This is a genomic window from Agromyces sp. NPDC055658 (genome assembly GCF_053618155.1).
Genome location: NZ_JBSHHD010000003.1, coordinates 64,318 through 90,658, shown reverse-complemented (window position 1 = coordinate 90,658; position 26,341 = coordinate 64,318). Strand labels below are relative to the sequence as shown.

Below are 26,341 nucleotides of genomic sequence, written 5' to 3'. Positions count from 1 at the left end.
GGGGACCCCTGCCCTTCTCCAACCTCGTCGGTTGAGCAGCGCCGCCGCAGGCGACGCGTATCGAGCCCCCCGGTGCGATAGGGGGCTTGGTTTCGATACGCGTCGTCGCTCCGCACCGGCGCTGCTCAACCGGCGGAGGTGATGCGCTTCGCCTTCGCGAGGTTGGCGGCGAGCTCGTCGCGGGTCTGCGCGCCGGACTCGTAGGCGGGCTGGTCGCGCTCGACCCGCCAGCTCTCGTCGAGCGGCCCGACGTTCACGGTGTCGAAGCCGAACTCGTCGTAGAGCGAGGTGACGAAGGCCGCGGCATCCTCGTGGTCGCTCGCCGTCGCGAGCGCGCGGCGGGCCGGGTCGCCGGCGGGGCGACCGTCGGTCGTGATGTCGGCGGCCGTGATGTGGTTGAAGCCCTTCGCGACGTGGCTCGTCGCGAGGTGCTTCTGCAGCATGCCGGTGACGGTGTCGCGGCCCTCGTCGAGGGCGGGCACGTGGCCGTCGCGCTCCCAGTAGTAGTTGTCGGTGTCGATGACGATCTTGCCCGCGAGCGGCTCGACCGGAATCGACCCGTATGCCTTGAACGGCACCGTGACGACGGCGATGTCGGCGGCGGTCGCGGCGTCGGCGGCGGTGGCGGCGCGGGCGTGCGGGCCGAGCTCGGCGATGAGCCCCTCGAGCGTCTCAGGTCCGCGGGAGTTCGCGATCACCACCTCGTATCCGCTCTTGACGGCCGCGCGGGCGACCTGGCTGCCGATGTGTCCTGCACCGATGATTCCGAGGGTGGTCATGGTGAGTGCAACGCCCACGCGCGCGGGTTGTTCCCGTGGCTTCGATACGGGCCGTCGCTCCGTATCGCCCCTACTCAACCGACGGCCGCGGTCGTAGGCTGACCGCATGGCTGCCGCTCTGGGGGATCCGGTTCGTCACGCACTCGAGTCGGTGCTCGACGCCGTGCGAGATCGCGCCGACGGGGCGGTCGCGTCGTACATTCCCGAGCTCGCGAAGGTCGAGCCCGACCAGCTCGGTGCGGCGCTCGCGAGCACGCACGGCGTCGTGCACGAGGCGGGCGACGTCGAGGCGGAGTTCACGATCCAGTCGGTGTCGAAGCCGTTCGTGTTCGCGCTCGCGGTCGACGCGCGGGGGCTCGACGAGGTGCGCACGCACGTCGACCTGGAACCGAGCGGCGAACCGTTCAACGCGATCAGCCTCGACGAGGCATCCGGCCGCCCTCGCAACCCGATGATCAACGCGGGCGCCATCGTCATGACCTCGCTCATGGCGGGCGACACCGCCGACGAGAAGTCCGCCGCCGTGCTCGCGGGCATCGAGCGGTTCGCGGGCCGCGACCTGCGAGTCGATGAGGACGTGTACTCGTCGGAGGCCACGACCGGCGACCGCAACCGCGCGCTCGCCTACCTGACCCGCTCGGCAGGCACCCTCGGGTCGGCGGTCGACGTGGCGACGCTCGCGTACTTCCGCCAGTGCTCGATCTCGGTCAACGCCCGCGACCTCGCGATCATGGCGGCGACGCTCGCGACCGGCGGCGTGAACCCCGTGACGGGCGAGCGCGTCATCAGCGAGGATGCCGCGCGCTGGACCACCGCGGTCATGACGAGCTGCGGCATGTACGACGAGTCGGGCGACTGGATGGTGCGGGTCGGCCTGCCCGCGAAGAGCGGCGTCGGCGGCGGCATCGCGGCCGTGCAGCCCGGGCAGTTCGGCATCGGCACGTTCAGCCCGCGCCTCGACGCGCGCGGCAACAGCGTGCGCGGCGTCGCGACGCTCGAGCTGCTGTCGCAGCGGCACGGCCTGCACATGCTGCAGCACCACGGGGCGCCGCTGTCGCCGATCGCGTCGCTCTCGCGCGACGGATCGGACGGCTCGGGCGACACGGTCGCGATGCTGCGCGGCGAGATCCTCTTCTCGGAGGCCGAGGAGATCGTGAGCCGCCTCGCTCCCCTGGTGGGCGATCATGGATGCCTCGTGCTCGACTTCACCGCGGTGACGAGGGTGGCCGCGGGCTCGCGCAAGATCTTCAGCGCCCTGCCCGAGACGATGGGCCGACTCGACGACGGCCGCCCGCGCGTCGAGGTGCGCGACCCCGACGGGGTGCTCGCCGGCCCCGCCGCCGGTTGACGAGCGCCCGACGAAGTCGGACGCGTATCGAAGACCGCCCCGAACAAACTCAGGACGCGGGAATGAGCTTCACCGCGAGAAGCTCGTCGACCTCCGCACGCATCGCGGGCACCAGTGCTTCGTCGTCGCACTCGATCGAGTAGCTCACGCCTTCACCGGTGCTCGGAAACGCCCGCGCGACGACGACCCCTGGGCCGAAGGGCGCAGGCATGTCGACGGCGACCGCGTCCACGATGCCGGACTGCACTCCGTCGCCGACGCCGACCATCCGGGTGTCGTGGACGTCGCCTGCAGGAACGTCGAAGTAGACGGACAATCTGAGGAGGTCGACGCTGGCGACTCGATCGCCGTGGGTGGCGTCGATGCCGGTCAACGGCTGGTTCCCGAATGCGACGCGGCATCCGTTCTCACGGTGCTCGTACTCTCCCGATGTTCCGGCGCTCCCGATCTCCCGCCAGTCCGGCGAGCTGAGGAACGAGTTCTCGATCCAGGTGTACGCCTCACCGCCGAGCTGCACGTCCCACGGAAGGTCCCGGGGGATGATCACGGGTGACAGGGGCGGCGTTGACTGCTCGGTCGCCATCGGCGTCGGCTCCGCCGGCGTCGGCGGCGCCTCAGCGGCGGGCTTCGCGTCGGGAGATGCCCCCGGGAGCACCGAGGTGAGCGCGATCTGAAGGAGGTCGTCGACCTCGCCGCGAGCCGCATCGAGTTGCACCTCGTCGGGACATTCGACCGTGTAGACGACGCCCTCGCCGATGCTCGGGAACGCCCGGGCCACCGCAACGCCCGACCAGCCGCCCTCGCTCAGGTCGACTTCGACCGCATCGGCCCGGCCCGGTCGTGTGCCGTCGGCCCTGATGGTCGCGATGGAGCCGTCGGCCACGTCGGCGTCGGCGGGCTGGAGTTCGAGCGCGTAGCCGAGCAGTCCGACGCTCGCGACCCGGTCGCCGTGGGTCACGTCGATGGCTTCGAGAGGTCCGTTCGCGAACCAGACGAAGCATCCGGTCTCGAGGTTCTCGTACGCGATGTTCGTGAAGTTGTAGTCCGGCTCGTTCGCGTCGCCCGTCTGCTCCCACGCAGGATCGGTGGGAAACGAGTCGACCATCCAGGTGTAGGCGTCGCCCCCCAGTCGCACATCCCAAGGCAGGTCGTCGGGGATCACGGCGGCGAGCGGGCTGGCCGGCCCTTCGGCCTCGACGGGCATGACGGGCCCGGCGGCCGCGCCGGTGGACGCGGTCGATTCGGCGACGACGATGGCCGCCGCCCAGCTGATGACTCCGACGAACCCGAGCACGGGCAGCGTGGAGACGATGATCGCCGCGGCGAGCGCGCCGCCGAGCCCCTTCGGGCGGGCCGGCCGCTGCGGGGCCGACGTGGGGGTTCCGGGCGGCGGGTACGTGGGGTACGGCTGGATGAGCGGCGCTTGAGACGCGGGCGGACGCGGAGGCAGGTCGGGCGGCTGCCAGGCCGACTGCTGCGGTGGAGTCGGGTCGTCGGTCACGGGGTTCTCATTCGGGTCGGAGCGTGGGTCGCTGAGGATCGATCGTAACCGTCCCGCCGGGTTCGAAGCGCTCGAAGAACGGGCACGGGTATCGAGGCCCGAGCCGCAGCCGGCTCGACCCGACGACCGGCGGCGGGGAGTCACCGTCGCGGGGCCTGTGGACAAGTGGACTTGTGACCGCCAAGGGTGTGGAAATGTGGAATTGTGGCTTGCCCACGTGTGGTGATGTGGTCATGTGGCCGCCCGCACGGAGGCGCTCGTCCAGCGCCGATCTGCGCGCACTGCTGTCACCGGCCACGGCGTCCTTGCCGGGCTGCGTGACGAGCGTCCAGCGCGCCGAGGCGGTGGCGGATGGTGAGCAGCAGTGCGGCGACGCGGTCGCGATGGTGCGGCTCGAGGTCATCGGCGGCCTCGAGGACGGCGGCCTTCTGGGCGAGCGAGCGGATGCGGCCGACGAGGTCGCGTCGCCAGTCCTGGTACAGCTCGTCGGGGCGGGAGGCGAGCCGCTCGAAGCGGTCGTCGATGAGGGCGAGGCGGAGTTCGAGCCCCTTGACGTCGGCGGCGAACCGGGTCAGGTCGGCGCGGCGACGCACGGTCGCGGCCTGGCGGGCCTCGGTTGCGGCGAGCTCCGCAGCGGTGGTGGTCGGGCGGGCGGGTGCCGACGTCGGCACCGTGCGGGAAGAGTCGAACCCCATGGTCGTCTCCTGAAGTGACTCCGGGCTCAGCCGAAGATCACGACGCTAGACGGGGCCTCCGACATTCGGGTCGAGGTTGGCAACGGGTGCTTGCGTTCGGTACGCGTCGCCGCTTCGCGTCGGCGCTCCTCGACCAGCGGGCGGGGTGGGGGTTCACAGCGCCGCGCGACCTCACGAGAATCGGACCATGGCGATGGGCTGGTTCAAGCGGGGGTGGCTGACGTTCATCCAGCACACGCTCAACCGGCTCACGCTCTGGATGGCGCGGCGCGGCGCGGGTCCGTTCGCGCTCATCCGGACCACGGGGCGCAAGAGCGGCCGTGCCTACGAGACGCCGCTCGTGCTCGCCCGCGTGCCCGAGGGGTTCGTCGCTGAGCTCACCTACGGGCCCGAGGTGAACTGGTACCGCAACGTCGTCGCCGCGAACCGGGCGACGGTCGTGTGGAAGGGGCGCGAATTCGAGGTCGTCGGCATCGAGCCGATCGAGACGTCGGCGGGCCTGCGCGCCTTCGGCCCGGCGAGGTCGTGGTTGCTGAAGCTGCTGCGGCGGCACGAGTTCCGGCTGCTGCGCGAGTCGACGTCCGAGCCTGGTTCGCGGACTGGTGGCGGCGAGGCATCCGCGTCGTCGTGAAACGCCGCGCCGCGGCATCCGGTTCGTGGTCGTGAACCGGATGCCGCGGTCAGTGCGCCGCGTGCAGGTGCAGGCGGTGCGCGAGGCTGTGCAGGCGCCCGCCGCGCGACCCGCGCTCGGCGCGCTCGACGGCGTGGCGCTCGCCCTCGGTGCGGCGGCGCTCGTTCGCGGCGGCCGCGACCTCGGCGTCGTTGCGGTTGATGGTGGTGGCGATGAAGCCGGCTGCGAGGTCCATGGTTCCGATCCCTTTCGGATGCTTCGCGGCCGACGTTCCGGCCGCCTGAGATCAGATTCGTCGCTGAGGTACCGGGGTCGTATCGGGCGTGTGCCGTATCTTCACCGAGGCGCCGCCCGAGGTCTGCGTCTGAGGTACCTCAGGCCTCGGGGAGGTACCTCAGATAGGGCCGAGAACGGGCGCGACATCCCCTCGCCGCACGCGTGGCAGGTCGGTACGCTGAAAGGTGGAACCGGACCGGAAGGTGGTGAGTTCCATGGATGCGACGAAGCAGTGGAGCGTCACCGTCGACATCGACGAAGAAGAGAACACCACGATGGCTGAGGCCACGGTGCGCACCCCCACGGGTCGGGAGGTGACCGGCGTCGGCAAGGCGGACCGCAATCCACTCGATCCGAACGTGCCCGCGATCGGCGACGAGCTCGCGGTCGCCCGCGCGCTGCGCGATCTCGCCGAGCGGCTGCTGCACACGACCGAGAAGGACATCTCGAGCATCACCGGGCAGCCGTCGCACGTGCATCGATAGCGCACGTCGGCAGCGACCACTGGCCGCGCTCCCCCGCACGCGCTAGCCTCACGCGCATGACCTGGATGCACGGCACCACCTCCGCCGGCGTGCCCTACACCGCCCGTTCAGCGACGCACCCCGAGGCGCCGATCGTCGTCGGCTGGCACCTGCTCGACCCGCCGTCGACGCCCGCCGCGCTGGCCGCCGCGCTGCCACTCGACGGCCTCGACGCGCACGTGATCTATCTCGGCCTGCCGCTCAGCGGCGAGCGCGCGCCGTACGCCGACTTCGAGGAGTTCCTCACGAGCGGCATCGACATGGTGACCGAGTACTTCGGGCCGATGCACGAGCAGGCGCTCGAGGAGTTTCCGGCGGCGCTCGCCGAACTTCGTGGGGTGCTCGGTGCGTCGGATGCCTCGGCGCGGGCCGTGCTCGGCGGGTCAGCCGGCGCGTCGGTGACCGCCGAGGTGTTCGCGACGCATGCGGCTTCGCACGGCATCGCCGCGTGCGTGCTCATGAACCCGCTGCTGCGGCTGCGCCCGATGATCGACGCGATGGCCGAGTTCCTGCCGGAGCCCTACGCGTGGACGCCGGACTCGGATGCCGTCGCCGCTCGCATGGACTTCGTCGCGCGCGCCGGCGAGCTCGCGGCTGCCGACGGGTCGCTGCTCATCATCGAGGGCGCCGACGACGAGCCGCCGTTCATCGACACGACGCGCGAGTTCGAGCGCCTCGGCATCGGCGAGGTGCGCTACGTCGACGGCGTCGCGCACGCGCTCGCCGCCTGGCCCGAGGATGCCGCGGCCGAGCGCACCGACGGGGCGAAGGCGTACGACGTGATCGCAGTCGAGTGGCTCGCCGCGATCCTCGCGGACTAGTGCCACCGCACGGTGTCGAAATCGTGATCTTGGAGCTTCGCAGGATCCCTTAGAGTTGCACGCGATCCGGCGGAGAGAACCGTCCGGATCGCACGCCGTGTCGACGAAGATCCGCGAGGAAGCCAACGATGACCAACAACGCCCCTACCGCTACCCCACCCGGCTGGTACCCGGCGCCTGACGGATCGCCGGTGAACTGGTGGTGGGACGGCGCACGGTGGACACAGCCGCAGCCGCAGCAGGCCCGCCTGCAGCCCGACCAGCGACCGGGTGCGGTGAAGACCATCTCGAAGCTCGCGCTGGTCACCCAGGTGCTCCTGATCGTCTGCGTCGTGCTATCGGTCGCCACCATCGGCGTCGAGGCATTCGGCATTTTCGCGGTCGCCGACTTCCTCAGCGGCGACGACACGACCCTCGACCGGTTCGACCTGTACGACCAGGGCACGTTCGTGGTCAGCATTCTGTCGTCGGTCTTCCTCATCACCACCGGCGTGATCTGGGTGATCTGGCAGTACCGCGTCGCCAAGCAGGTCATCGGCCAGACGCGCCGCGCACCGGGCTGGCACGCCGGAGCCTGGTTCGTGCCCGTCATCAGCCTCTGGTTCCCGTACCAGAACATCTCGGACCTCTGGCGAGCCGTCGGGCGAACCCGACCCTCTTGGCAGATCGCCTGGTGGTTGCTGTGGGTCGTCAGCAACTACGTCATCCAGGCTTCGACCCGTCTCTACCTGGCCGCCGAGGATCTCGAAACGTTGCGTGTCGCGATGTGGCTGAGCCTCGCAGGCGAGGTGCTCCTCGTGGCGGCCGCACCGATGGCGTGGCTCGTCGTGCGCGGAATCACCCGTGGCATCGTGCAGCGCGCCGCCGAGCCTGTGCACTCGCTCGCGGCCTGACGACCGCACCGCAACGAATTCGGGAGGCGGGGTGAGCGGCGACGCGCTCACCCCGCCCGCCAGAACTCCAGCTCGCTGATCGACGTGTCGTAGGCGCCTTCGTCGCCGGCACCCGACCACGTGGTCCTGATGGTGAGGGTGACGTGATCGGTCGAGCCCGGCACGACGCCCAAGCGGCGGAACCGCTGGAACGACCCCGCACCGGCATCGCCCAGCACCGACACCCGCGTGCCCTGCGCGGTCGCGACCTCGAGCTGCCGCGCCCGCGAGTTCTCGCGGTACAGGGCAAAGGTCTTCGCATACCCGTTCACGATGCAGATCATGCGCAGGTCGGTGCCCGGCTCGAGCGTGACCTCGATCCACTCCCCTCGACCGGTACCGTCGGCGCCCTCCGCCCACGCGGTGCCCGCATCGCCGTCGATCGCGTCTCCGGCCGGATGCCCGTGCTCCGCGTCGACCGCCATCGGGTCGCTCTGCATGTGGCCCGACGCCTCGACAGCGATCGGCGTCGCGATCACCAGATCGTCCGGATCGTCGCAGCTCGGCTCGGACAGCCACGTCTCGCGCACCACGGGGGTCAGCCACAGCAGCAGACTCGTGACGACCCCGGCGACGACACCCGCGACCACGCCGACGAGCGCCTGCGTGCCGAGCCCTGCCCACCGGTCACGGCGCGCGGCGGGTTCGGCGCCCCCCTCACTGGTGCTGTTGTGCTCGCCCGCCATGCCGACTCCCCCGTCGACTTCAGACATTAGGGATGTCGCGGACCCGCCGAAACCCCCATGTGCGGTGCGTTGGGCGCGACCCTCAGATCCACCCCTGCTGCCACGCCTTCTCGGCGGCCTCGTGGCGCGAGCCGGCGTCGAGCTTCGTCATCGCCGACGAGAGGTAGTTGCGCACGGTGCCCTGCGCGAGGTGCAGGCGCTCGGCGATCTGCTGCACGCTCATCACCCCGCGGCTGAAGCGCAGCGCGTCGAGCTCGCGGTCGGTGAGCGGGCAGCGTTCGGCGGTGAGGGCGGCGGCGGCGATCTCGGGGTCGATGTAGCGGCGCCCGCCGGCGACGTCGCGGATCACGTGCGCGAGCTCCTCGGCCGGCGTCGACTTCGGCACGAAGCCCGACACCTTCGTCGCGAGCGCCCGCCGCAGCACGCCCGGGCGGGCGTGCCGGGTCACAATGACGACCCGCGTCGAGACCTGCGCGAGGATGCGCGCGGCCGCCTCGATGCCGTCGGCGCCCGGCATCTCGAGGTCGAGCAGGCACACGTCGGGTCGCGCGGCGATCGCCTGCTCGACGGCGGCGGCCCCGTTGTCGGCGGTCGCGACCACCTCGATGTCGGGCTCGAGGTTCAGCAGGGCGACGAGCGCGCCGCGAATGAGGTGCTCGTCATCGGCGACCATGAGGCGGATGCCTCGTGCGGCGCCGGCCTCGTCCGCGACGGCCTCACCCACCGCGGCGCTGGTGCCACTCGCGCTGCTCATGCCGTCACCTCTGCGCGCACGGGCACGGTGGCCCTGAGCTCGAAGGTGCGGGCCGAGGCATCCTCGTCGTGTTCGAGCGTGCCGCCGACGGCGGCGAGCCGATCGCGCAGGCCCGCGAGTCCCGAGCCGGGCGTGCGCGACCCGGTGCCGCGGGAGGTGGCCGGCGCCGAGGCATCCACGTTCGAAATGCCGTCGTTCGCGATGCGCAGCTCGCAGCGCCCGCCCTCGGTCGTGAGCGCGATGGTGACGGCCGTCGCCTCGCTGTGGCGCAGGATGTTCGTCGTCGCCTCGCGCACGACCGAGGCGAGCGCGCTCTGCGCGGCGGCATCCGCCGGAAGCGGGCCGAGCTGCAGCTCGCACGCGGCGCCCGAGGCGGTGAGCACCTCGCGGGCGTTCTCGAGCTCGTCGTCGAAGGCGACCTGGCGGTAGCCGGCGACGAGCGAGCGAGTCTCCTCGAGGGCCTCCTTCGCGATCATGCGCGTCTCGTGCACGAGCTCGCGCGCGGCCGCCGGATCGCGCTCGAGCAGGCGCTCGGCGAGCTCGGACTTCAGCGAGATGACCTGCAGGTGGTGCCCCTGGATGTCGTGCAGGTCGGAGGCGAAGCGCAGCCGCTCCTGCGTGACGGCGAGCTCGGCGGCGGTGCGCCGGTTGCGGTCGAGCTGCACGACGACCTCCCACCACCAGAGGCTCGTAAGCAGCATGATCGGCAGCATCACGGCGAAGAGGCCGATCAAGAAGGTGTTCGAGCTCTGCGGGCCTTCTGGTGCGCCGTGCAGCGCGGTGAAGATCGCGACGTGCGCCACCGTCAGGATGAGCGCTGCGAGCAGCACGAGTCGCCGCGGCGTCTTCTGCAGCAGGGCGGCGACGAGGGATGCCGCGGCCCACAGCGGCACGGCCGCGGTGAGCGCCTCGCCGTGGGCCGCGAGGCCGAGGAGCCAGACGAGTGCGGCGGGGGCGATGAGTGCTGCCGTCCTCCAGCCGGGGTGGGGCAGGCCGCCGCCGCGTCCGACGCGGAGGAACCAGCAGTACCGCAGCTGGGTGGCCGCGGCGATGAGGGTGAGCACGAGCACCGCGACCGCGAGAGCTCGCCCCGTCTCGCCGGTCGAGTAGGGAGCGCCAGCGACCGTATCGAGACCACCCCCACCCGCGCTCATCACCGTCTCCCCCATCGCGAGCACCACGATCAAATCGAAGAATCCGAAGAAGAACACGATCGACGCGAGCGTGTACAGCCACGTGGTGTGCACGCTGCGGGCGGCTGGTTCGGCAGGCATGGGGCCGAGCCTATGCCAGTGACATTTGTCACGGCGTGGGCGTGCGCTTCTGCACCTCGATGCGTGACACGACGGCACTGCCGCAGATCACGCGGTTCTCAGAGGCTTGAAGCATCAGCTCGCCGCTCCTCTTGCGGCTCCGGCTTCTCGGTTCACCTTCTGAAAGGACTCGTCATGATCGACGCACTCCAGGACTTCGCCAGCTCGCTTCCCGGCGTCATGCAGTGGCTCGGAGTGATGCTCATCTCGGCCGTTCCGTTCATCGACTCCTACTTCGGCTCGGTCGTCGGCGTGCTCATCGGACTGCCGCCCGCGGTCGCGATCGGCGTCGCCGTGATCGGCAACGTGATCTCGATGCTCGGGTTCGTGTTCGCCGCGAGCGGGGTGCGGTCGAAGGTAGTGGCGGGGAAAGCGGCAGCGGCTGGTGCCGGCTCAGCCTCGTCTGCTGATGTTTCGGCGACTGACGGCGTCTCTTCGCCGCGCCGCGAGAAGGTGCGCCGCGCATTCGACAAGTACGGCGTCGCCGGCGTGAGCCTGCTCGGTCCGTTCGTGCTCCCCAGCCAGTTCACCTCGGCTGCGATGGTCTCGTTCGGTGCGAACCGCAACGCGGTGATCACATGGCAGATCGTCTCGATCGTGATCTGGGGTGTGGTGGCCGGGGTGGCGGCGTCGCTCGGGGTGGCGTTGGTGCGGTAGCGACATGCGGTGATGACAGCAAACCGCGGGAAGAGACGTGAGTTGCGAGGTCGAGCGGAGCGGTCCTCACCACCTTTATTCGTCGGCTGGAACCGCGTTCTGGAACTCCGAGCGAACGTCTCTGAGTCGCCGCCCATCCGACACTGCCCAGAAGTACCAGCCATTTGTCGCCCGCTTGCGGAGCGCATGTCCTGCAGCCGATGGCGACGTATAGCGTCTGCCGTCCAGGTCGATTGCGCCGTCAGCGGTCAAGGTCGCTTCCTTGCCCTTAAAATCACGGTGCGTTGCGATGAGCCTGTCGCCGGGTGCGAGAAATCCCGCCTCAATCAGGTGCTTCAGTTCGACCCAGTCGCCCGCCTTCGTCTGAGGGTCGATGACCTTTCCGTGGTGTCCTTCAGGGACGGGCCAAACACGGATGAGCGCGTCGATGAGAGCCGTCGTGCGCTCGTCAATGAGATCTTCGTCCCAAGCCTCCTGCTCAGTCCTCTTGATGACTCTGCCCGTGAGAGTGATCGTGTTGTGATCGAGCAGGGCTGCACGCTTCGTTGACCAAGGGCCGTTCGAAACCTTCGCGTTCAGCGAAGTCGTCAAGAGAGTCAGGTTGCCCAGTCGGTGCACTCGCTCTTGTCGCGCTTCGGCTTCCTCAGGAGTCGCCACAGGCCAGGTGTCCTTCCAACTCCGGGGCAGGAGATGTTCGATCGGATACCCTTTTCGCTCGATCTGCGGCTGAGCTGTCTCTGCACGGTAGGAATCCTCGATTCCTTCGAGAAACATGCGGAGTCGCCCCCGAGGGAACCGGGAGTAGGCGGCCTCGGTCGACAGGGTCATCCGAAGCTCTTCATCACCCGGCCAGTACGTACTCGTGACATTCAGTCGAGCTAGGTGTCCACTTACTCGATCGACCAACTCACCGGCGGGCGCGCCGGAGTTAGCCGCGATGAGATCGGCCACGATGCGCCCGAGATCGCTACCCGTCAGACGGAGAAGCTGTCGGCGCACGACCCAACTCTCTGCCGCCCGAATGACACGAGTAATCACGTCGTCCGGCAGATTGTGTCCCGGTTCGTGCAGCCAAATCAAGAGCGGCTTGAGGACCTCGACGCCGCCGGCCTGCATGCGATAGACGGCCATCTCCGTGGCGCCCAGGCTCCCACCGGGGCGGCTGGCAGCCTCAGTCCACGACTCGTACAGCTGGGCCTGTTGCTTGATAACGGGCAACAGGTCAGCCATCTCATGGCCGGACTCCAGTTCGACGTACGTCTTGAACCGATTGAAGGTCGCCTGAGGGCTGACTTCCTCTCCGGTGCGCGCCACCAGCCACTGATTGAGGAACAGCGAGCTGCGGCTGACCAAGTTGCGTCCGACGCTCACCTCGCGCATCCAGAACTTCGTCTCGAACGGCCAGTCCTCGCGGTAGGCCTTCATCGTGTCGCCGCCTTCTGCGGCAAGGCGCTGGAACACGAAATTGCGAACGAGGTCCGCAGCAGTGAGCGGCGTGCCGCGTGCGTTCAGCGTCTCGAATATCTCCTGAGAGTTCTCAGCGGCCTCCAGCTCGATCGAGACCAACTGAAGCCCGTCGAGGAGGACGTTCGCAAGCTCCTGAGCCTTGGCCGAGTACTCCTCAGACTCTGGCGAGCCCAGCCACTGGGCGACCACCGTCGAGAAGTAGCCATGGGCCGCCACTATCTGTGAGTCGGAGTGCCGCAGATCACCGTGGTCGACCGGGGGCTCAGCAGACATGACCTCATCGAAGGCAGCTTGGTCCTTGTTGAGGTGGCGAACCTTCAAACGACTGTCGCCGTTCTCGACATAGATCTCGTCATTATGAGTGAGCCGCTCAAGCTGAGCGGCAGCTCTCGCGTAACCTGCCTGCGCGAGAAGTGCGCCCGTCGCATCCGCGAGAATTTGCAGAGTCGTCAGGCGCTGCTGACCGTCGATCACATTCCAGGTCGTCAGGCGCTTGCTCTGCGCCTCGTGAGATTGGATAACGACGGCGCCGAGGAAGTGCGTCGCGTTGAGGTGCGGCTCATTGAGGCGAAGCTCTGTGATCCGGCGGATGTCCTTCCACAGCGGCTCCCACTGCTCATCCTCTTTCCATACGTAGGGACGCTGGAACAGCGGAATCACGAAATTCTGCGGAAGGTTGAACAGCTGCAACGGTGTCCGCTTGAAAGTCTCCACAGGCCCAATCCTGCCGTGCATCTCCGACAAGAGCCCAGACAAACCGCGACTTTTGCCCACGAGGCTTCGCATTGCCCCCGCTCAGTCGACGTCAGCAGGGCCTTGGCGTGATCACTGGAGCTCACAACCGCGACCATGCGGGTCCGGCCGGCGAGTGGACGCGCCGGTGAAGCTGACCACCGGCCGAGACCTTAGCGGTGACGAGCTCCCTCACCGAACGCGGGAAGAGGCGAACTAGCGTTCGGAGGTCCGCAGCCTCGGAGAGTTCGCGAGCGAGCGCGGAGCGCTGCTCGAGATGCTCCGCGGTGACGACGTGGACGCGGAGCCCGAACTTCTTCGCACGTCGGGCCAGCGGTGCGAACGCATGGTCGCCGGAGATGATCACGAGTTCGTCGTACTTGCGCGCGACGCGGTGCAGGTCGATCGCGGCGAGCAGCGCTCGATCGGCCGCGTCGGGTGCGTTGGCGCCCACGACCCATTTCACGTTGGGTTCGTCGATGACGCCGCGGTACTTGGCCGCGACAGAGCGCGCGGCGCCGATCACGATGTGGTCGCGTTCGCTGAACCCCGGCGCCTGGCCCTTCAGGATGCTCCAGAGCTTCGCGAGTTCTGCGCGGGATGCCTGAGCTCCGCACGTCGGGTTCTCGACGTCGAAGAGCACGTACCGGCGCGCACGCGTCGGCAGCGAGTCGATGAACGTCGGCACTCGCTCGATCGAATCCGACACCGACACGAGCGACCCAGCGGACGAACTGCCGACATGGTAGCCGCGGCAGTCGGGGCACGCGTACGTCACGAGCGAGACGCGCAGGTCACCGGCACGGCGGGCGTCGATGGCCTGTCGCGCCTGGTGTCGATCGCGGTACCGGGCAAGGCCGGTCTGCTCGCAGCGCGGCAGCCTGTGACGGCGGGATGACCCCGAGCGGCGCGGTCGAGCGGCGAGGCCTGAATCGAGGCGGCGTGAGCGGTTCGTCATGGTGTTGCTCCTTCGGTATCGGATGATGCGTGTCGGTGTTCGGTGGTTCGACGATCCATCGGGGCATCCCGAGGCATCCAGTCGCCCGATGCCTGAAGGTGCCTGAAGCTGAGCCGAACGAACTCGGCGGGGGCCGAGGTTGCAGGTGAGCGGCCCTAATCCTTACGAGGATCTAGGCCGCTCACCTGCCAGCGCTCAGGCCGCGTCCTGGTCTTCCGGAGCCTCGGCCGCCTCGAGCTCGGCGAACTTCGCCTGCATGGTCGGGTTGCCCTTCGTCAGCTTCTTGACGGTGAGCGCGGTGGCCTTGTCGTTGGCGAGGCGGAGGTTGTTCTCGGAGCCGAGCAGGCCGTCCTTGACCTTCTGCAGCTTGTCGATCGCGAGATCGATGTCCTTGATCGCCTGGGTGAACTTGCGGCTCGCGAGGTCGTAGTTGCGGCCGAACGACGCCTTGAACGCCTCGAGCTCGGACTCGAAGTCGGTGATGTCGATGTGCTGCTTCTTCGCCTGCTCGAGCTCGGCCTTCACGAGGATCGTGTCCTGTGCGGCGTTGCGGAGCAGCGCGATGATCGCGAGGAAGAACTGCGGGCGGACGACGAACATCTTCGGGTACAGGTGCGAGACGTCGGTGATGCCGGTGTAGAGGTCGGAGTCCTCTTCGAGCATCGAGACGAGCACCGCGTACTCGCAGCCCTTGTCGTTGCGGTCCTTGTCGAGCTTGGCGAAGAAGTCGCTGTTCTTCTTGCGGGTCGACGAGGCATCCGCTTCGTTCTTCATCTCGAACATGATCGAGACGTACTCGACGCCCTCGTCGCTGTAGTCGCGGAAGACATAGTCGCCCTTCGTGCCGGCCGACGCGTCGTTGTCCTTGCCGAACTCCGCGTTCGGGAACGCGAGCGAACGCATGCGGTTGAACTCGACCTCGCAGTGCTGCTCGAGCGTCTCGCCGAGGAGCTTGACCGACAGCTTCGCCTTCATGTCCTTGTAGCGCGCGATCAGATCGTCCTTGAGCGCGAGCTCCTTCGCGTGCGACGCCTTGAGCGCGGCGTCCTTGACCTTCTGCTCGGCCGACTGCAGCTCGAGCTTGTTGCGCGTCTCACCGAGCTGCTTCTCGGCCGCCGCGACGGCCTTCGCGACCGCGAGATCCTGCTCGGTGCCGGCGGACTTCAGCTCGGCCCGCAGCTTCTGGATCTCCGCCTCCTTCTTCGCGGCGGCCTCCTGCGACTGCTGCGCGGCATTCGCGACGGCGAGGGCGATCTCGGCCTGCTTGACCTTCTCGGCCTCGGCCAGACGCGTGTGGACCTCGGTCTCGAACTCGACGGTTCGCACCTGCTGCGCGATGTCGGCGTACTTCGCCTCATCGATGGTGAAGACGGTCCCGCAGTGCGGGCACTTGATCTCATGGGTTGCACCGTTCGGCGTGACGTTGTTCATGTGGCGATCATGTGCGCCTGCGCCGACCAATTGGGCTTTGCACCTGATAAGTCCCCTTATCAATTACATCGCCCGTTGACGCCCAGTCCTCGGTACTGTGAGTCCATGCCCACGACTGCACCGCTCCTCCTCGACCTGACCGGCGTCGCCCGGTTGGCCGGCGTGCGGCGAGCCGTGCCGTCGATGTGGCGCAAGAGGTTCGTCGCAACGAGCGACCCGTTCCCGCAGGCGGTCGCCGAACGGGCAGGCCGGCCGGTCTTCGACGCCGCTCAGGTCGCCGAGTGGCTCTCGCGTACCGAACATGGCAACAATCCAGAAGCGCGAGCGGATGCCGCGGCCGAAGCCGTGCCGCCAGGCTTCGCATTCACGGATGAACCGGCCGTCGCCGAGCTCGAAGCGCTGATCGCGCTCTACGCGCATCGAGGCACGCTCGACGACCTCACCTCCGAGGATCTGCTGCACGCGGCAATCGAGGCAGACCCGAGCGACGGCTCATTGCGCACCGAACTCGCGGCGCACGCCGGTCGGGGCGCGCCGTGGCTCGACTACGCCGAGCGCCTGATCGATGCGGCGTACTCCCCCGCAGCCGCGCTCGAACTCGTCGGGCGACGTCGTGCCGCATCACTGAGCACGACCGGGTCGGCGGGTCCGCTCACTGCCGATGCCATCGCGCTCGTCGTAGCGGCGACCCAGGCGCTCATCGCCGATGCAACGGCCGACGTCACGGTGACACTCGATGCCCACGACGTCGAGCTCGCCCTTGCCGTGGCGACGGCGGTCGGCGATGAAACCGACCTCGCGCTGCCGACCGACGCCGATGCCCGACGGGCACGACGCCGACTGGTTGCCGCCGGCCACTTTCTGGTCGACGCCAAGGATGCGACCTCGAGCCGCGCGGTGGTGGTGGCGCGGGTTCCCGCCGCCGGCACCGACGACATCGCGACCGTGCTTCGAGCGATCGACGAGGTGGCTCTCTCGTTGCGCGAGCACGACGCCGCCATCGTGATCGGGCCGTCGCGAGCACTCGTCGATTCGCTCCACCCTGCAGACGAACTGCTGCGCGACGATGCGCTACGTTCGGGCCGTGTGCGCGGCATCGCCCGCCTCACCACAGGCCTCGTCGAGACCGCCCCGCGCGAGTCGCTGGCGCTGTGGGTGCTCGGTGCACCGATGGGCGAGGTTGCGATCGCCGATCGGTTCACCGTCGTGGCCGACCTCATCGACGCTCCCCTCACCCCGGCGACCCGCGCCGACCTCGTCTCCGACCTCGTCGCGAGCATGGGCGGCAGGCGCGAGGTTCTCGCGCACGCGTTCCGTTTCGCACAGTTCGTGCAGACCCGAAACCTGCTGGCGCGCGCCGGATCGCTGGTTGTCGCCAAGACGGCAACGCGCCAGGTGCAGTCGAACCCTGCCGACCTGCCCGTGCTGATCGACGCGGCGGCCGATGCGGTCGCGGCCGACCTCGCTCCGTTCGCGATCGGCGCCCGCGCGCCGTCGCCGCCGCCCGCACCGACATCGGTCGCCGACCTGGTGCGCGATGGCCACCTCCGCGTCATCTCGGGCACGCGCCTCACCTCAGATCTGCACGGTTCCGAGGGTCTCGTCGTCGTGAGCGCGTCCGACCTCGACGACCCTGCCGTGATCGGCGACATCCGCGTCGATCAGTTCGCGTTCGCGAAGGAGCATCCATCGGCGGGTCTCACCCGCCCGGGCGACGTGATCTTCCGCACCGGCCCGACGGCGGCCGCCTGGGTCGATGTCGACGGTTCGAAGGTCGTCGCCTACCCGGCGCGCGTGCTGCGCATCACCGCCGCCGACCCCGGCGGGCTCATCCCCGAACTCGTGGCGACCGACATCGTCGGTCAACCGGCCGGACCCGGCGCTTGGAAGCGATGGATGCTGCGCCGCGTCGCACCTCAAGCCGCTGCCCCACTTCGGGGGGCACTCGCCGACATCGCCGCCCAGAGCGAGGCACTGCGCAATCGGGCTGCCAGACTCGATCGATACGCGGAACTGCTCGCCGCCGGTGTCGTCGCAGGAGCAGTCACCCTCGAACCCGAACCCCGCCCGAACGAATCCACCGACACCACCGCCGCTGTCGCGGCATCCACGCAGTGAGGAAGTACATGGCCCGCACACCGAAAGCCGCCCCGCAGGCGCCGTCGACCATGAAGGAGCTGAAAGACACGCTCTGGAAGGCCGCCGACAAACTGCGCGGGTCGATGGATGCCTCGCAGTACAAAGACGTCATCCTCGGGCTCGTCTTCCTCAAGTACGTGTCGGACGCCTTCGACGAGCGCCGAGCCGGCATTCGGGCGGAGCTCGCCGCCGATGGGTATGACGACGACCAGATCGCCGACCTCATCGACGACACCGACGAGTACACCGGCCGCGGCGTGTTCTGGGTTCCGGCGAATGCGCGCTGGGGCTTTCTCGCCGAAAACGCCAAGGGCATCGGCCCCGCGATGGGCGAGACCGAGAAGTCGATCGGGCTGCTGATCGACGAGGCGATGGATGCGGTCATGCAGTCGAACCCGCAGCTCTCGGGCACGCTCCCCCGCATCTTCAACCGCGACAACGTCGACCAGCGTCGCCTCGGCGAGCTCGTCGACCTGTTCAACTCGGCGCGGTTCGCGGCCCAAGGGCAGGGCGGATCGGATGGACGCCGCGCCCGCGACCTGCTCGGCGAGGTGTACGAGTACTTCCTCGAGAAATTCGCGGCCGCCGAGGGCAAGCGCGGCGGTGAGTTCTACACGCCCGCCGGCGTCGTGCGGGTGCTCGTCGAACTGCTGCAACCGACGCGCGGCCGGGTGTACGACCCGGCGTGCGGATCGGGCGGCATGTTCGTGCAGGCCGAGAAGTTCATCGACGCCCACCACGGTGAGGGCAGCGACATCTCGGTGTACGGGCAGGAGCTCAACGAGCGCACCTGGCGCATGGCGAAGATGAACCTCGCCATCCACGGGCTCTCGGGCAACCTCGGCCCGCGCTGGGGCGACACGTTCGCGCGCGACCTGCACCCCGACCTGCAGGCCGACTTCGTCATGGCGAACCCGCCGTTCAACATCAAGGACTGGGCGCGCAACGAAGACGACTCGCGCTGGCGGTTCGGCGTGCCGCCGGCGAACAACGCGAACTACGCGTGGATCCAGCACATCCTCTCGAAGCTCGCGCCCGGCGGGCAGGCCGGTGTCGTCATGGCGAACGGCTCGATGTCGTCGAACTCGGGCGGCGAGGGCAAGATCCGCGCCGAGATCGTCGAGGCCGACCTCGTCTCGTGCATGGTCGCGCTGCCGACGCAGCTCTTCCGTTCGACGGGCATTCCGGTGTGCGTCTGGTTTTTCGCGAAGGACAAGGGAGGCCGCGCCGGTGAGGTGCTGTTCATCGACGCCCGCAATCTCGGCCACATGGTCGACCGCGCCGAGCGCGCACTGAGTGATGAGGACATCGCCAAAATCGCGGGCACCTTCCACGCATGGCGTGGAGTCGAATCGGATGCCGCGCTCGATGAGTATGCGGATGTCCCGGGCTTCTGCTTTTCGGCGACCCTGGCCGAGATCAAGGCAGCGGACTACGCGTTAACGCCAGGGCGGTATGTCGGCGCGACTGAGGCCGAAGACGACGGCGAGCCGATCGAGGACAAGCTGGCACGCCTTCGGGCGGAGCTGGATACGCAGTTTTCGGAGTCGGCGCGGCTTGCCGAAGTTGTCCGCGAGCAACTCCGGAGGGTTCATGCCTGAGTGGCCCTACGTCACGCTCGGCGAGGTGACGACGAAGATTGGATCGGGCGCTACGCCTCGCGGAGGCCAGTCGGTCTACCAAGCAAACGGAGTTTCCCTGATCCGATCACAGAATGTGCTCGACAACGCCATGAAGACGGAGGGCCTCGCACGAATCTCCGACGGAGCGGCGGAGTCGCTGCGCAGCGTGACGGTTGAGGCGGACGATGTGCTGATCAACATCACTGGCGACTCGGTGGCGCGGTCGGCGATCATGGACCCGTCACTGCTCCCCGCGCGCGTCAACCAGCACGTCGCGATCCTTCGCCCGACGCCGTCGCTGAATTCGCTGTTCCTCCAGAAGCTGCTCGTCGCCCCTGAGATGAAATCTCACCTCCTCACGATCGCCACCGCGGGCGGAACCCGCAATGCCCTCACGAAGGCGCAGCTTTCGCGGCTTCGAATTCCGCTACCGCCCCTCGCCGAGCAGCGGGCGATCGCCGAGGTGCTGGGCGCGCTCGACGACAAGATCGCCGCCAACACCGCCCTCGCGGAGACGTTGTCAAAGCTCTTGGCGACGGATTACCTCGCCGTGGCGCGAGCTGCGACCGAAACCGTGCCACTCACCAATTTGGTAACGACGCAATATGGCGTGACGACCTCCGCAGTCCCAGACGCGCAGGGCACCGGGCTCTTGAGAGTGACTGACATCAACAAGCGGCCCTGGATCGATTGGGATGGTGTGCCAGGTTGTGTCGTTGATGAGAGGGAACGTGAAAAGTACCTGCTGCACGCGGGTGACATCGTCGTGGCGCGCATGGCCGATCCAGGCAAGACAGGCTGGGTCGCTGCCGGCGACCCACCGGCAGTATTTGCCTCGTACTTGGTCCGCTTGCGCGCGGTCGAACCTTTTCAGGCGCCATTCATCTACCAGTTCTTGCGGAGCTCGGAGTACATCCGCTATGCCGAGGGCGCTATGCAGGGCTCGGTCCAGAAGAACATGAACGCCAAGGTTATCGTCGCCACCGACATTGCACTGCCTGAAGAGCAGCAACTACGAGACTATGCAGTCAGATTCGAGCAAACGTGGTCGTCGATGGCGTCGAATCTCCGTGAGAATCGCATCATCAGTGCAACGCGCGACGCTCTCCTCCCCCAGCTCATGTCGGGCAAGCTTCGAGTTCGCGATGCCGAGGCCGCTGCATCCGAGGCGGGTGTCTGATGGCGTTCGCAGTGGTCGACTTCGAGACGACCGGTCTCCTGCCCTCGTACCACCATCGGGTCGTCGAGATCGGGGTGACGCATGTCGACGACGACGGGACGGTGACCGGTCGTTGGGAGACCCTGATCAATCCCGAGCGCGACCTCGGGCCGCAGCAGATCCACGGCATCCGGGCGGCAGACATCCTCGACGCTCCGGTGTTCGGCGACATCGTCGGCGAGTTCGCCGAACTGCTCGCCGGGCGCGTGTTCGCGGCGCACAACGCGAGCTTCGACCTGCGCTTTCTGCACGCCGAGTTCGCGCGGGCGGGCTACACGCTCGTGCCCGACACCCCCAGCGTGTGCACCATGAGTCTCGGGGCGAGCTTCGGGCTCGGAGCGTCCGGGTCACTCAGCCACGCGTGCGCGGCCCACTCGATCGAGCACGGCCTCGCGCACAGCGCCGGATCCGACTCGTTCGCCGCTGCCTGCTTGCTCTCGCACTACCGGCGCACGAGCCTCGAATGGTCGGGTTGGGAGGACTATTGGGTTCGGACCGCGAACGCCGGCCGGGCGTACACGTACCCCGTCACCCGCAGGACCGGGGTCGTCGTGAAACCTCGCGCCGAGGCATCCGCCACACCGCCGAGCTTTCTCGAACGCATCTCGACCGACGCCGAGCGCGAAGCGGTCGATGGCGCTGCCGCGCAATACGCCGCGCTCCTCGATCGGTGCCTGCTCGACGGCTTCATCTCGGTCTCAGAGGGCCACCAACTCGCTGCCGTCGCGACCGAACTCGGGCTGACCCGCCCGGCGGTCGATGCGATCCACCGCGACTACTACGTCGAGCTCGAGCGACGCGCGTGGGCCGACGGCGTGCTCACCGATGACGAGAAGGCCGACCTGCGTGCGGTCGGCGAATTGCTGCAACTCGACGAGGCCGATATCGCTGCAGCCGTCGATGAGGTGGCTCCCGCGGCCGTGGACGAGGCATCGACCGAGGCGTTCGCGCTGCATCCCGGCGCGGTCATCGTGTTGACCGGCGACATGTCGCGCGAACGTTCGGATTGGGAGGCCGAGCTTCGCGAGCACGGATACCTGCCGCACCCGACCGTCACGAAGAAGGTCGCCCTGGTCGTCGCCGCCGATCCCGACTCGCTGTCGGGCAAGGCGAAGAAGGCGCGCGACTACGGCATCCCGATCGTCGGTGAAGATTGGCTCGTTCGGTTCCTCGCGGAAGCAGCCTCGGAGGCCTCGTGACCTGGACGACGCACGAACTCATCACCCCAGAGGCGACCGGGAAGCTTCGAGTTCATCTTCTTCACGATCTGATGCGAGAGCCCCACACAGGAGAGAAGGCGATGGCACTGTGACCACCGAGTTCAACCCCGACGACATCCCCGTGGAGGAGATCGGCAACGAGATCGAGTTCATCAGCGACGGCGACGGTCTGGTCGTCTTCGGCGATCCCGGAGCGGTCGAACGGTTCGTCGCGACGGCGGGCGTGCCGACGCGCGACCTCGACCTTCGGCCGCTCGCGCCGGCGATCGCACGAGGCGGGTCAGCGCTGCAGACTGCGTCGGAGGTCTCAGCGAACGCCGGGCGATGGATGAAGCTGACCGAGGAATCGGCGCGCGCCGCCCACGGCGCAACCCTCGTGCAACGATCGGGCGGCAAGTTCGTCCAGGCGACCACCCGTGGCACCAACGGTCAGTTCACCAAGAACCTGCAGTTCGTCACCAAGCCCGGTGCGATGCTCACCAACCCCGCAATCCTCGCCGGCGTCGGCGGCATCATGGCACAATACGCGATGCAGCAGGCCATGGACGAGATCACCGAGTATCTGGCGAAGATCGACGCCAAGGTCGACGACATCCTCCGCGCGCAGAAAGATGCGGTGATCGCCGACATGATCGGCGTCGAACTGATGCTCGACGAGGCGATGGTCGTGCGAGCAGAGGTCGGCCGGGTATCCGAAGTGACGTGGTCGAAGGTGCAGAGCTCCGCCGCGACGATCGCGCGCACTCAGGCGTATGCGCTGCGGCAACTCGACGGGCTTGCCGAGAAGCTGGAGCGCGAGACGAAGATCGGCGAGCTCGCCGACCTCGCGAAGCAGGCGCAAGACACGGTCGTGGAGTGGCTGGCCGTCCTCGCTCGGTGCGTTCAGCTTCAAGAGGCGATGGGCGTGCTCGAGCTCGACCGCGTGCTCGACGCCTCGCCAGACGAGCTCGACAAGCATCGCATCGCGTTGCAGACCGCGCGGCAGCGCCGTCTCGAACTCATCGCCACGACCACCGTTCAGCTCGTCGCCCGCATGGACGCGGCCGCGAACCGAGCCAACGCGAAGGTGCTGTTGAACCCGGTGTCGGCGAAGGTCGTCGTCCATGCGAGTAACCAGGTCGCCGCCGGGGTCGGCGACCTCCACGTCACCCTCGGAGTCGCCGACGAGCGCACAGCTCTCGAAGCGCGACGTTGGTCGGCCGCGGCCATCGATGCGCGCGATGACGTCGTCGGTGCCGGCAAAGACGGACTTCAGGCTGCCGGTCGGTTCGGCACCGAAGCGTTGGAGAGCGCCCGCACGACGACCGGCCGGCTCGCGGAGAAGCTCGCGAACCGTCTCCAGCGCACCGGCGGAACCAGCGACACCGGAACCACTGAAACCAATGACACGGAGCTGACATGACAGAGTTGTCTGAAGCGACCTGGGAGAACGATGCTCTCGACCTGCTTGCAGAGCCACTGGGGTGGCGGCCGGTTGCCGGCGAAGCAATCGCCCCAGGCACCGGCGAGCGCGACACGTGGGACGACCTGCTCGTCCGCCCGCGCCTGCTCGAGGCGCTGCGTCGGCTGAACCCGGGCGTGCCCGGCGAGTACCTGCAGCAGGCGGTCGCCGAGATCGCGGCTCCCAAGTCGCAGGATGCGATCACCGAGAACCACCGCATCCACCAGTACCTGGTCGGCGGCTATCCGCTGAGCTACATCGACCCCGACGGCATCGAACAGAACGCCCGGCTGCGCCTGCTCGGCGCCGAGCAGGAGAACGACTGGCTCGCGGTCAATCAGGTCACCATTCGGCGCGGCGACCTGCACCGCCGGTTCGACATCGTCTTGTACGTCAACGGGATGCCGCTGGTGATCGTCGAGCTGAAGCGAGCGGGTTCGGCGTCCGCCGGAGTCGCCGCCGCGCACGCGCAACTGCAGACATACCTGCGCGAGTTTCCGATGGCGTTCCGCTTCTGCGTGCTGACACTCGCAAGCGACGGCCTCGAGGCCAAATACGGCACACCGTTCACGCCGCTCAACCACTTCGCACCGTGGAACGTCGACGATGACGGCGTGCCCCTCACGCAGCCGCGCATCGAAGAAGGGGTTTCGGTCGAGCCGATCGACGACGCGCTCAACGGCCTCTTCAACCCCGAACGGTTCCTGCAGCTCGTGCGCAACTTCACCGCGTTCGACGAGAACGCCGACGGACTCACCAAGCGCATCGCGAAACCGCACCAGTACTTCGCCGTGACGAAGGCCGTCGGCAGCACCGTTCAGGCGGTCGAGACCAACGGCAAGGCTGGCGTTGTGTGGCACACCCAGGGTTCCGGCAAGTCGATGGAGATGGAGCTGTACGCGAACCTCGTGTCGCGGCATCCGAAGCTCAAGAACCCGACCGTGATCGTCGTCACCGACCGCACCGAGCTCGACGGGCAGCTCTTCCAGACGTTCGACCAGAGCCTGCTGCTCGCCGAGAAACCCGCACAGGTGCGCGAGCGCGCGCAACTGCGCGACGAACTGAGCAACCGGGTCACGGGCGGCATCTACTTCACGACGCTGCAGAAGTTCGGGCTCACCGAAACCGAGAAGCAGTCGGGCACGCAGCATCCGCTGCTCACCGATCGCCGGAATGTGATCGTCGTCGTTGACGAGGCACACCGAAGCCACTACGACGATCTCGACGGGTATGCCCGCCACCTGCGCGACGCACTGCCGAACGCGACACTCATCGCCTTCACGGGCACCCCGATCTCGTTCGCCGAGCGCGACACCCGCGCGGTGTTCGGCGACTACATCGACATCTACGACCTGACCCGGGCCGTCGACGACGGCGCCACCGTGCCGGTGTACTTCGAGCCGCGGCTCATCAAGGTCTCGTTCGCCGACGGTGCGACCGAAGAGGACATCGATCGAGCAGCCGACGAGTACACGCTCGGACTCGACGACACCGAACGGGCTCGGCTCGAAGCATCCGTCGCCGTCGTCAACGCCGTATACGGAGCGCCAGAGCGCATCGAGACCCTCGCCGCCGACCTCGTGCAGCACTGGGAGGAGCGGCGCGAGCGAATGAAGCCCTTCCTCCAGTCGCCGGGCAAGTCGCTCGTCGTGGGCGGCACGCGCGAGATCTGCGCGCGACTGTACACGGCGATCGTCGCGCTACGACCCGAGTGGCACTCGGATGCGCTCGACAAGGGGCGCATCAAGGTCGTCTACTCGGGGTCGGCCTCGGATCAGCCGCCGGTGAGCGACCACGTGCGGCGCGATTCCGCGAACAAGGCGATCAAGGCGCGCCTGAAGGATGCGTCCGACGAGCTTGAACTGGTCATCGTGAAAGACATGATGCTCACCGGCTTCGACGCCCCGCCGCTGCACACGCTGTACCTCGACAGGCCGCTCAAGGGTGCGCTGCTCATGCAGACCCTCGCGCGCGTGAACCGCACGTTCCGCGGCAAAGAGGACGGACTGCTCGTCGCGTACGCCCCGCTGGCCGACAACCTCGCGAAGGCGCTGTCGGAATACACCGTCTCCGACCAGGAGAACAAGCCAATCGGTCGCGACGTCGACGAGGCCGTGTCGATCGCGACCGAGCTGGTAGCACAGATCCGCGAGATGCTCGCTGACTGCCCCTGGCGCTCGATCGTGGCGCAGGGCGGGTCGCGGGCATGGCGCACGGCGGCGACGACGGCGACAAACTACCTGCGGGATGCTTCGAACCCGCTCAACGCACCGGAACTCGGCGCTGAACGTCTCGCGTCGCGGTACCGCACCACGACCGGCCAACTCGCCCGAGCCTGGGCGCTCGCGTCGGGCCGTGACGGCCTCGCCGAACTGCACGACGAGATCGCCTTCTACGAAGAGGTGCGAGTCTGGATGGCGAAGTTCGACGCCGCCGAGCGTCAGTCGCGCGACGAGCCGATCCCGGAGGAGATCTCGCGCCTGCTCGGAAATCTCGTCGCCGACTCGATCGCCCCGGGTGACGTGGTCGACATCTACGACGCCGCCGGCCTCCCTCGCCTGGCGCTCGACGGCCTGGGGCCGGAGTACCTCGCGAAGGCCCAGGCAGCGCCGAACGCGCACCTCGCGATCGAGGCACTGCGCAAGTCGCTGACCGATGCGGGGGCCGCGGTGACGCGCGGCAACCTTGTGCGGGAGCGAGCCTTCTCGGAACGCATCGCCGAGATCATGAACCGGTACACGAACCAACAGCTCACATCGGCCGAGGTGATCGCGGAGCTCGTCGAGCTGGCGAAGGAGGTCGCAGCCGAGGCATCCCGTGGCTCGCAATTCTCGCCGCCGCTCTCGAGCGACGAGCTCGCGTTCTACGACGCCGTCGCGACCAACGAGTCCGCGATCGATCTGCAGGGAGAGGACGTGCTCGCGCAGATCGCACGTGAACTCGTGGCTGTGATGCGGCGTGACGTGCGCACCGACTGGACCGTGCGCGACGACGTACGCGCGAAGCTGCGGGCGTCGATCAAGCGGCTGCTCGTGAAGTACAAGTACCCGCCCGACAAGCAACCGGAAGCCATCAAGCTGGTCATGGACCAGATGGAGTCGATGGCGCCGCGGTATGCGGAGGAACGGCGCGCCTGACGCATGGTGCGTGCGTCCCCAAAACTGGGTACACGACGCAGCCCAATCGAGCCCCATC

General features: G+C 68.1%; 22 protein-coding genes. 12 read left to right on the top strand and 10 right to left on the bottom strand.

What is annotated here, in order from left to right:
- Positions 1–125: 125 nt before the first annotated feature.
- Entirely contained in the window at positions 126–887 is a 762-nt protein-coding gene (locus tag ACWGPE_RS02530) for an NAD(P)-binding domain-containing protein (protein ID WP_452048058.1), read from the bottom strand.
- Here ACWGPE_RS02530 and glsA point away from each other — a divergent pair.
- Positions 886–2,127 (top strand): glutaminase A, encoded by a 1,242-nt coding sequence (glsA, locus tag ACWGPE_RS02525; protein WP_452048057.1) that lies wholly within the window; start codon positions 886–888, stop codon positions 2,125–2,127. The two genes, ACWGPE_RS02530 and glsA, sit on opposite strands and share 2 nt — an antisense overlap.
- Positions 2,128–2,176: 49 nt before the next feature.
- Here glsA and ACWGPE_RS02520 read toward each other — a convergent pair whose 3' ends face one another.
- Together ACWGPE_RS02520 and ACWGPE_RS02515 are read right to left on the bottom strand one after the other, a co-directional pair.
- The gene (locus ACWGPE_RS02520; RefSeq protein ID WP_452048056.1) at positions 2,177–3,628 is read right to left on the bottom strand and encodes a hypothetical protein; all 1,452 of its coding nucleotides are present in this window, start codon (positions 3,626–3,628) and stop codon (positions 2,177–2,179) included.
- A 287-nt stretch (positions 3,629–3,915) separates the two neighbouring features.
- Positions 3,916–4,323 carry a hypothetical protein gene (locus ACWGPE_RS02515; protein ID WP_376930531.1) on the bottom strand — a complete coding sequence of 136 codons (408 nt, stop codon included), beginning with the start codon at positions 4,321–4,323 and terminating at the stop codon, positions 3,916–3,918.
- 187 nt (positions 4,324–4,510) lie between these two features.
- Between ACWGPE_RS02515 and ACWGPE_RS02510 the strand changes: the two genes are divergently transcribed.
- Positions 4,511–4,954, top strand: coding sequence for a nitroreductase family deazaflavin-dependent oxidoreductase (locus ACWGPE_RS02510; protein WP_452048055.1), 444 nt, complete (start codon positions 4,511–4,513; stop codon positions 4,952–4,954).
- Between the two features lie 49 nt (positions 4,955–5,003).
- Here the strand turns inward: ACWGPE_RS02510 and ACWGPE_RS02505 are convergent, their stop codons facing one another.
- Positions 5,004–5,189 carry a hypothetical protein gene (locus ACWGPE_RS02505; protein ID WP_231429909.1) on the bottom strand — a complete coding sequence of 62 codons (186 nt, stop codon included), beginning with the start codon at positions 5,187–5,189 and terminating at the stop codon, positions 5,004–5,006.
- Between the two features lie 256 nt (positions 5,190–5,445).
- On the opposite strand from ACWGPE_RS02505, the gene ACWGPE_RS02500 reads away from it, so the two are divergent.
- The 3 genes from ACWGPE_RS02500 to ACWGPE_RS02490 all read left to right on the top strand — a co-directional run bounded on the left by ACWGPE_RS02500 (position 5,446) and on the right by ACWGPE_RS02490 (position 7,468).
- A complete protein-coding gene (locus tag ACWGPE_RS02500; RefSeq protein ID WP_275505342.1) occupies positions 5,446–5,715 on the top strand; it encodes a DUF1876 domain-containing protein in 270 nt (89 codons plus the stop codon).
- Between the two features lie 56 nt (positions 5,716–5,771).
- Positions 5,772–6,575, top strand: a complete 804-nt coding sequence (locus ACWGPE_RS02495; RefSeq protein WP_452048054.1) for a hypothetical protein — start codon at positions 5,772–5,774, stop codon at positions 6,573–6,575.
- Between the two features lie 128 nt (positions 6,576–6,703).
- A complete protein-coding gene (locus ACWGPE_RS02490) occupies positions 6,704–7,468 on the top strand; it encodes a DUF4328 domain-containing protein (protein ID WP_452048053.1) in 765 nt (254 codons plus the stop codon).
- A gap of 47 nt (positions 7,469–7,515) precedes the next feature.
- On the opposite strand, the gene ACWGPE_RS02485 is transcribed toward ACWGPE_RS02490, so the two are convergent.
- The 3 genes from ACWGPE_RS02485 to ACWGPE_RS02475 all read right to left on the bottom strand — a co-directional run bounded on the left by ACWGPE_RS02485 (position 7,516) and on the right by ACWGPE_RS02475 (position 10,221).
- Positions 7,516–8,220: an NADase-type glycan-binding domain-containing protein gene (locus ACWGPE_RS02485; RefSeq protein ID WP_452048052.1), complete on the bottom strand. Its 705-nt coding sequence runs from the start codon at positions 8,218–8,220 to the stop codon at positions 7,516–7,518.
- Between the two features lie 55 nt (positions 8,221–8,275).
- Positions 8,276–8,866, bottom strand: a complete 591-nt coding sequence (locus ACWGPE_RS02480) for a response regulator transcription factor (protein ID WP_452048127.1) — start codon at positions 8,864–8,866, stop codon at positions 8,276–8,278.
- Between the two features lie 77 nt (positions 8,867–8,943).
- Positions 8,944–10,221 (bottom strand): sensor histidine kinase, encoded by a 1,278-nt coding sequence (locus tag ACWGPE_RS02475; protein WP_452048051.1) that lies wholly within the window; start codon positions 10,219–10,221, stop codon positions 8,944–8,946.
- 174 nt (positions 10,222–10,395) lie between these two features.
- Between ACWGPE_RS02475 and ACWGPE_RS02470 the strand changes: the two genes are divergently transcribed.
- Positions 10,396–10,917 carry a hypothetical protein gene (locus tag ACWGPE_RS02470; RefSeq protein WP_452048050.1) on the top strand — a complete coding sequence of 174 codons (522 nt, stop codon included), beginning with the start codon at positions 10,396–10,398 and terminating at the stop codon, positions 10,915–10,917.
- 75 nt (positions 10,918–10,992) lie between these two features.
- Here ACWGPE_RS02470 and ACWGPE_RS02465 read toward each other — a convergent pair whose 3' ends face one another.
- The 3 genes from ACWGPE_RS02465 to ACWGPE_RS02455 all read right to left on the bottom strand — a co-directional run bounded on the left by ACWGPE_RS02465 (position 10,993) and on the right by ACWGPE_RS02455 (position 15,067).
- The gene (locus ACWGPE_RS02465) at positions 10,993–13,098 is read right to left on the bottom strand and encodes a GmrSD restriction endonuclease domain-containing protein (RefSeq protein ID WP_452048049.1); all 2,106 of its coding nucleotides are present in this window, start codon (positions 13,096–13,098) and stop codon (positions 10,993–10,995) included.
- 121 nt (positions 13,099–13,219) lie between these two features.
- On the bottom strand, positions 13,220–14,074 hold the full coding sequence (locus ACWGPE_RS02460) for an NYN domain-containing protein (RefSeq protein ID WP_452048048.1): 855 nt from the start codon (positions 14,072–14,074) through the stop codon (positions 13,220–13,222).
- A gap of 195 nt (positions 14,075–14,269) precedes the next feature.
- A complete protein-coding gene (locus ACWGPE_RS02455; protein WP_452048126.1) occupies positions 14,270–15,067 on the bottom strand; it encodes a DUF2130 domain-containing protein in 798 nt (265 codons plus the stop codon).
- On the opposite strand from ACWGPE_RS02455, the gene ACWGPE_RS02450 reads away from it, so the two are divergent.
- From ACWGPE_RS02450 to ACWGPE_RS02425, 6 genes are read left to right on the top strand one after another with little or no spacing between them, the layout of a single operon-like run.
- The gene (locus ACWGPE_RS02450) at positions 14,999–17,623 is read left to right on the top strand and encodes a hypothetical protein (protein ID WP_452048130.1); all 2,625 of its coding nucleotides are present in this window, start codon (positions 14,999–15,001) and stop codon (positions 17,621–17,623) included. The genes ACWGPE_RS02455 and ACWGPE_RS02450 overlap by 69 nt on opposite strands.
- Positions 17,624–17,631: 8 nt before the next feature.
- Positions 17,632–19,245, top strand: coding sequence for a class I SAM-dependent DNA methyltransferase (locus ACWGPE_RS02445; protein WP_452048047.1), 1,614 nt, complete (start codon positions 17,632–17,634; stop codon positions 19,243–19,245).
- Positions 19,238–20,446 (top strand): restriction endonuclease subunit S, encoded by a 1,209-nt coding sequence (locus tag ACWGPE_RS02440; protein ID WP_452048046.1) that lies wholly within the window; start codon positions 19,238–19,240, stop codon positions 20,444–20,446. Before ACWGPE_RS02445 ends, ACWGPE_RS02440 begins: the two co-directional genes overlap by 8 nt.
- Complete coding sequence (locus tag ACWGPE_RS02435) at positions 20,446–21,684, top strand: exonuclease domain-containing protein (RefSeq protein ID WP_452048045.1); 1,239 nt, start codon at positions 20,446–20,448, stop codon at positions 21,682–21,684. Before ACWGPE_RS02440 ends, ACWGPE_RS02435 begins: the two co-directional genes overlap by 1 nt.
- Positions 21,632–23,107 (top strand): hypothetical protein, encoded by a 1,476-nt coding sequence (locus tag ACWGPE_RS02430; protein WP_452048044.1) that lies wholly within the window; start codon positions 21,632–21,634, stop codon positions 23,105–23,107. Before ACWGPE_RS02435 ends, ACWGPE_RS02430 begins: the two co-directional genes overlap by 53 nt.
- Positions 23,104–26,283 (top strand): type I restriction endonuclease subunit R, encoded by a 3,180-nt coding sequence (locus ACWGPE_RS02425; RefSeq protein ID WP_452048043.1) that lies wholly within the window; start codon positions 23,104–23,106, stop codon positions 26,281–26,283. The genes ACWGPE_RS02430 and ACWGPE_RS02425 overlap by 4 nt, the downstream gene beginning before the upstream one ends.
- Positions 26,284–26,341 lie beyond the last annotated feature (58 nt).

Excerpts from the sequence above, each read along its gene's own strand:
- ACWGPE_RS02505 (WP_231429909.1), bottom strand. The coding sequence starts at position 5,189 with ATGGACCTCGCAGCCGGCTTCATCGCCACCACCATCAACCGCAACGAC.
- ACWGPE_RS02490 (WP_452048053.1), top strand. The coding sequence starts at position 6,704 with ATGACCAACAACGCCCCTACCGCTACCCCACCCGGCTGGTACCCGGCG.
- ACWGPE_RS02495 (WP_452048054.1), top strand. The coding sequence starts at position 5,772 with ATGACCTGGATGCACGGCACCACCTCCGCCGGCGTGCCCTACACCGCC.
- ACWGPE_RS02480 (WP_452048127.1), bottom strand. The coding sequence starts at position 8,866 with ATGGTCGCCGATGACGAGCACCTCATTCGCGGCGCGCTCGTCGCCCTG.
- ACWGPE_RS02515 (WP_376930531.1), bottom strand. The coding sequence starts at position 4,323 with ATGGGGTTCGACTCTTCCCGCACGGTGCCGACGTCGGCACCCGCCCGC.
- ACWGPE_RS02500 (WP_275505342.1), top strand. The coding sequence starts at position 5,446 with ATGGATGCGACGAAGCAGTGGAGCGTCACCGTCGACATCGACGAAGAA.
- ACWGPE_RS02470 (WP_452048050.1), top strand. The coding sequence starts at position 10,396 with ATGATCGACGCACTCCAGGACTTCGCCAGCTCGCTTCCCGGCGTCATG.
- ACWGPE_RS02435 (WP_452048045.1), top strand. The coding sequence starts at position 20,446 with ATGGCGTTCGCAGTGGTCGACTTCGAGACGACCGGTCTCCTGCCCTCG.
- glsA (WP_452048057.1), top strand. The coding sequence starts at position 886 with ATGGCTGCCGCTCTGGGGGATCCGGTTCGTCACGCACTCGAGTCGGTG.
- ACWGPE_RS02530 (WP_452048058.1), bottom strand. The coding sequence starts at position 887 with ATGCGGTCAGCCTACGACCGCGGCCGTCGGTTGAGTAGGGGCGATACG.
- ACWGPE_RS02460 (WP_452048048.1), bottom strand. The coding sequence starts at position 14,074 with ATGACGAACCGCTCACGCCGCCTCGATTCAGGCCTCGCCGCTCGACCG.
- ACWGPE_RS02475 (WP_452048051.1), bottom strand. The coding sequence starts at position 10,221 with ATGCCTGCCGAACCAGCCGCCCGCAGCGTGCACACCACGTGGCTGTAC.
- ACWGPE_RS02485 (WP_452048052.1), bottom strand. The coding sequence starts at position 8,220 with ATGTCTGAAGTCGACGGGGGAGTCGGCATGGCGGGCGAGCACAACAGC.
- ACWGPE_RS02510 (WP_452048055.1), top strand. The coding sequence starts at position 4,511 with ATGGCGATGGGCTGGTTCAAGCGGGGGTGGCTGACGTTCATCCAGCAC.
- ACWGPE_RS02425 (WP_452048043.1), top strand. The coding sequence starts at position 23,104 with ATGACAGAGTTGTCTGAAGCGACCTGGGAGAACGATGCTCTCGACCTG.
- ACWGPE_RS02445 (WP_452048047.1), top strand. The coding sequence starts at position 17,632 with ATGGCCCGCACACCGAAAGCCGCCCCGCAGGCGCCGTCGACCATGAAG.
- ACWGPE_RS02440 (WP_452048046.1), top strand. The coding sequence starts at position 19,238 with ATGCCTGAGTGGCCCTACGTCACGCTCGGCGAGGTGACGACGAAGATT.